Source organism: Rhodococcus sp. KRD162 (genome assembly GCF_017168335.1).
Taxonomy (GTDB): domain Bacteria; phylum Actinomycetota; class Actinomycetes; order Mycobacteriales; family Mycobacteriaceae; genus Rhodococcoides.
In genome coordinates, this window is record NZ_JABFAU010000037.1 from 1 (window position 1) to 5577 (window position 5577).

Annotated in this window: 2 protein-coding genes and 2 pseudogenes; 2 read left to right on the plus strand and 2 right to left on the minus strand. The window is 61.8% G+C overall.

The window, feature by feature from the left end; all coding sequences use genetic code 11:
* Positions 1 to 603: 603 nt before the first annotated feature.
* A pseudogene (locus tag J1M87_RS24890) lies at positions 604 to 930 on the minus strand (transposase); the annotation flags it as partial.
* A 77-nt stretch (positions 931 to 1007) separates the two neighbouring features.
* Between J1M87_RS24890 and J1M87_RS29520 the strand changes: the two are divergent.
* Positions 1008 to 1157: pseudogene (locus tag J1M87_RS29520) on the plus strand (IS1634 family transposase); the annotation flags it as partial.
* A gap of 586 nt (positions 1158 to 1743) precedes the next feature.
* Here J1M87_RS29520 and J1M87_RS24895 read toward each other — a convergent pair.
* On the minus strand, positions 1744 to 2796 hold the full coding sequence (locus tag J1M87_RS24895; RefSeq protein ID WP_206492434.1) for an alpha/beta fold hydrolase: 1053 nt from the start codon (positions 2794 to 2796) through the stop codon (positions 1744 to 1746).
* Between the two features lie 571 nt (positions 2797 to 3367).
* Here J1M87_RS24895 and J1M87_RS24900 point away from each other — a divergent pair.
* A complete protein-coding gene (locus J1M87_RS24900; RefSeq protein ID WP_206492435.1) occupies positions 3368 to 4666 on the plus strand; it encodes an MFS transporter in 1299 nt (432 codons plus the stop codon).
* The last annotated feature ends 911 nt before the right edge of the window (positions 4667 to 5577 follow it).

Sequence of the window (5577 nt, forward strand, 5' to 3'; positions counted from 1 at the left end):
CCAACAACGAGGGTCTGCCGCCCGCGACAGCAATGGCCAACTTCACAACCAGAAACCAGCCGCTTCCCGCTGCTGCCTGACCGAAAAGAAACTACCCGACTGTCTCACATCCTTGACACACCTCACACCGTCCGCCACCGGAATGGGCCTGCGGCACGGACGGTCTGCGGCTCTACAAGCCCGGGCGCACCTCCCGATCGACGCAGCCAAATACGAAACGGCAGCTTTCAAGGCCGCGTTCTCCACGGCCCGGTCTTTGGTTTCAACAACACCGACCGTCAGTGCCCCTGCCCGGCCGAGACATCAACCATGCTTAACTGCGAAGGGCCCTTAAAGCGACCCCGTACTGCTCCGGCAGTACTTTCCAAAGGGCACGGACCTGAACGTGTGGAGTTAGACCAGCTCGATGACGTCTGCGACGGACTCAACGACAGGCCCCGAGCATGTCTCAACGACCGCTCGCCACGGGCAGCCATGCAACGATTAGGACACCGGATGCAAACACATCTAATTCGCAACGTTCACTAGAAACCGCCCCGTATATCGGGGGCTGATCCTCGGCGCCAACGCAGCACGGGACCTTCGCAGCAGGGCCTATCGGCACCCCTCCCGGTCCCGCGGAACGTCGATCTGCACCGGGCCTGTCGTCTCCGTCAGCACGGTCTGGGACCGCGTTCCGTTGCGCGAGTTGGCAGTATCCTTCGCCGCCGTGTCGTGCCGTTCATAACCGAGGTGCTCGGTCAGTTCCTCGTCCAGGGCGGTTTCGATGACGGTCTTGGTCAGCTGCTTGAGCAGTCCGTCAGGACCGGCCAGGGACAGCCCCTGCTCCCTCGCCATCCTGACCAGCTCGCGGGCAGCCTCGGCCTCGGATTTCTCTGTCAGTTCGTCAACGGTTTTCGTACTCGGCACAGCCTCAAGTGTTGCGGCCATATCGGGCTCCTTCCCGCCAGGCTTGCCGCCCCGGCGTGTCGAGCCGGATACACCGTTAATTCCCCAGTCCCTGCCCGGGCAGCACGCCGCTGAAGAAGGCGAGGTTCCTGAAGGTCACCGGCGCCGAGAAGATGTCCGCAGCAGCGGTGATCGGCGCGTATCACGACCTGTGGCAGGTTGAGGCGTCCTTCCGCATGACCAAGTCCGATCTGAAGGCCCGGCCAGTGTGAGCCCCGCCCGGCACCGATCTCAGACCCAGAACCGGCCGCAGCCGAGGGCTTCCACGATGGGGACCGCTTCTTCCTCCGCCCCCTCTGGCGGGGCCAGCCAGTGGCCCGTGGAAGGGGGAGCGGAATCAGGGGTAGAATCCACCCCGCGGGAGGACCGCCATGCCCCAATGCGGGCCGCCCTGCGGCTGTCGCCCGCCGAAGGATCCCGCGCTTGTGCGTCATCCGGCGCCTGCGCCGGGCCGGCCCGGCGCGCTGAGCGCAACCGGCACACCAGCCCGGGCAACAATTCCCTCAACCGGGTTCGTCCGGGGAGGACGGAGCCACGGGCGCCGCGATCTCTTTCACGGGCACATCACGCCCAGCCGAAAACCGCCGCTGTCTTCGGCCCCTCTCCCAGAGCCCACCGTGGTCGCCGGAAACCGGACACGAACAGGGGGGCCACTTCAAGAGATACAGGCCAGTTTGTCCGCGATCGCGGTGTTCGACTCGCACGCCGAAGCCAGCAGCACGATCTGGGCGCGCTGCGCCAATCCGGCACGGACTCGAAGACCCCGTCAAGCGGGATAGTTCCCCAGGATCACCATCAACGACGCGTCGCATAGCTGGCGCTGCGACGGCCTGCGTAGTCCGCCAGGATTCGAACGAAGTCCTCGGTTCGCTCCGCGAAGACGTTGTGGCCCGCGGTTCCCAGGATGTGCAGGCTCGTGGTCTCCGAGACGAGGGCGAGCTTCTGGTAGAAGGCGATGCCCAGGTCAACCGGCGCCGAGCGATCGTCGCGGCCCCAGACGACTTCGACGGGAATATTGACCTCGCCGGCGAAGAGGCGAGCGCGGATGTCGTCCTTCGCCGCCTGAAGACTCGGCTCCCAGTATTTCTTCTCAACCATCGGGTAGGTCTTGAGGGCGTTCTGGTGGTTCTCCTTGACGTACTTAGCGGCGGCCGCATTGATTTGTTCCTGCGGCACCGGGGTCACGTACAGCGCACGGAAGTAGGCTCCGCAGATCTCCTCCGGAGACGCGTCCGCCGGAAGCGAACGCGTGATCGCGTCGTAGAACTCAACGTCGCGGAACTTAGCGTCGGTGCCAGCGAGCGTCGCGCTCGACACGATGAAGAGACCTTTGGTCGACTCCGGCATGTCAAGAGCGAGCTTGCTCGCCAGCAGGCCACCGCGCGAGTGCCCGACCAGAATCATGTCCTCGAGTCCCAGAGCGTCGATGAAGCCCCTGGCGTGCTTGACCACCGCATCGAACGTCCACTCGGCATGCGTCGGCGCGAGGTCAGTCTCTCCCTGCCCCAGCTTGTCGAAGGTCACGACGCGGAAGCCCTTGTCGACCAGAGGAGCGATGACGGGAGCCCAACCATCCCCGCCGACCGGCATGCTCATACCCGAGTGGCCACCGTGGATCAGGAGGATGACCGGACCCTCGCCCTGATCGATATAGCGCGTCCTGATTCCGCCGACGGATATGTAGTTCACGGACAGGTCTGTGTTCAACTCAAGCCTCCTGATCAAAGCAACTGGCTCGCCTATGGGGCGAGTATCTGCCATTTCTGTCACACAGAGAAGCCTTCTGTCAAGAGGGATCCGTGATTCAACGCCGGTGACAAGTTGAACGCCCGCGATCGCCGTCGACATCCCGGTCGTCGGTTGACGCTCGTTGTGCGCCAGCTGCTGATGGGGCCCGCCGAGCCCATCCCGATTGGTACGCCTTGGTTGACGTGAATACACGCCGATACAACAGCAACCACAACCGGCTGGCTGCCAGGCGCCATACCAACATCCGTGCGCCTACTCGACATTGGCTCTCCACGGCTCCACTGGGCCGCCTGGCCAGCGTCAACGCGATCGAGTAGGCGGGCGACCGCCACGAGCTGCGAAGCCCGGATTGAGCGGAACCATTGACGAACGACGAGCGAGTGGATAGCACCCATCAGAGTCACTCTCTGCCTAACAGAGGGCAGTGGCCCACAGGCCATCATGCTCCAACTGGAATGCAGCGCCAGGTCAATCTCCCCCAGGAAGAGAGATTGACCTTCGACGTGAAAATGCTCTCGAGCGAGACAAAAAGCTTCTGCGACGCGACATGCCGTCGCGTGTTCGACACAACTTCGCTTCAAGTGGTCGGATGCATCAGTGATCGCGAATTAGACACATGGAGAAGTTCGACATTCTCACCCTCCGCCTATTAGAGAAGGAAGACTGACCAATGAAACAAACACTGTCCAAATTCGAGTCTGAGTCGGTACGTACCCACTCTCGCCGTGCCGCCATCGCCGCCGCAGCCGGTAATGTCTTGGAGGGTTATGACATCGGGATTTATGGCTATTCGGCGGTTATCCTCGCCAAGCTCTTCTTTTCTGACAACGGAACCGGCGCGTTGATCTTAACCTTTGCCGTCTTCGCCTCCGGCTACCTCACGAAGCCACTGGGCGCCGTGCTGTTTGGCCACATTGGAGACCGTTACGGCCGGCGCTTGGCTCTCGTTACTTCAGTCCTGCTCATCGGTATTTGCACGGTACTTATTGGTGTGCTGCCAACCCAGGCCTCCATCGGAATTTCTGCGCCTATCCTACTTACAATTCTCCGCCTGCTCCAGGGCATCGCAGCTGGAGGCGAATCATCTGGCTCGGCCATCTTTATGGTTGAGTCGGCCCCGCCCGCGCACCGCGGCCTCTACGGAAGCTGGCAGCAGGTAAGTACAGCTGGAGGTCTATTGCTTAGCTCGGGAGCGATTGGTGTCCTGTCAGCCGTATTCACTCAGGAAGAAATTTTCGTTTGGGCATGGAGGATCCCCTTCCTTCTCGCCATATTCACAACTCTCGGAGCCCTGTGGCTGCGCCTCGGAGTCGAGGAGACCCCCACGTTTGAGGCACTCGAAAAGAGTGATGCAGTTGTGCACAACCCATTGATGGTTAGCATCAAAAAATTCTGGAGAGAGATAGTCGTGACCATCGGGGTCGCGACAATTGGATCAGTCGGTTACTACATCTTCCTCATGTACATGCCGTCTTACTTGATTGCGGTAATCCACGTCGATCCGAACACTGCGCGCTGGTCTAACGTCACGGCAATTGTCGCGTTCGCAGCGCTCACCCCAATCTTTGGCGGCCTCTCTGACCGCGTCGGGCGCAAGCCACTCTTGCTCGGATCCTGCATCGGCTTCGTACTGCTCAGTTTTCCCGCCATGTATCTGATTACTCAGGGGTCAACCGCACTGATCTATATCGGGCAACTTATCCCAGCCGCGCTGCTTGCCATCTACTCCGGTGCCGTGATGACCGCGTTCGTTGAGCTATTCCGCACCGAGGTTCGGTACACGGCTATGGCAGTGGGATACAACATATCAACTTCAGTTTTTGGCGGGCTGGCTCCCCTCGCAGCGACTCTCTTGATTTCTGCCACCGGAAGCAATCTTGCCCCGGCTCTCCTCGCCATTTTTACTGCTCTGATCGCAGGCGTTTTCGTATGGTTTATGCGTGAAACCGTTCGCCGACCTCTCCAGTGACTGAACACTCTCCAATGCGGAGTAGGCGCCCGTGCTGCGCAGCTAGAAGGCTCCGACTGTCGACCCTGCCCGCTTCCTCGAGGAGCACCTCGCCCCGAGCGTCCTCGGACCTGCTACGGACAGATATTGACGACGTTCGTCAACGCCCTGCTCTCCGGTGGACGGCCCGACGCCGGTCTACCGGACGGCCAGCCCCGAGCTGGTGAACCGGCGCAATCCTGCCGAGCCGGCGTCCAGATCCCGGTGCTTGTAACTGCGGAAGGGGCAAGCATGTCCCGGCTGGTTGCTGGGTACCAGGGCCGAGCCGATCAAGCCCCCACCAGTGTGGTGGCGACTCGCTACCGGCTCAGGATCAGAGGCCGGGCGCCTGGCCTTCTGCCGCGACCTGGTTGCCCGCGGCACGGCGGCGCAAGGGCCGGGTCGGGTTGGTCACCATTGGCGCACACGCCGGCCTCGCAGCCGAAATGGCGCCCGTCGGCTTAGGGGCAAGTGACTGTACTCGCTCTCTTTTTGTCTGGCGGCGTTCTTTGGCCCGATCGCCGGCGGCTGACTTCTCAGCTGGGCGGGACCAGCGGGGTTATGGGCCATGTGTGCCAGTGCGGCCATGGTCGGCGTGGTGGTTAGATTCTTATCCAGGCATCGGCTTGATAGTCGCTCTGCTACCAAGATGGAGTTGCGCCCTGCTTGCACGCGAGAGGAGGCCTACAAGGCTACCCTCGAAACTGTATCAGGCTGCCCGGTGGAACTGGGCTCGACCGCAGCTTGAAGCGAATACGCGCACCCACCGTGGTGCCTCATGTCAAGATGCTCGCCAAATGATTCCTGCGTGCCTCATCTATTGTGCTCGCGAAAGTCTCATGCTGCGTGGGGTGCTTGGGAGTAGGTCTTGGCGGCGGCCAGCCGGATGAGTC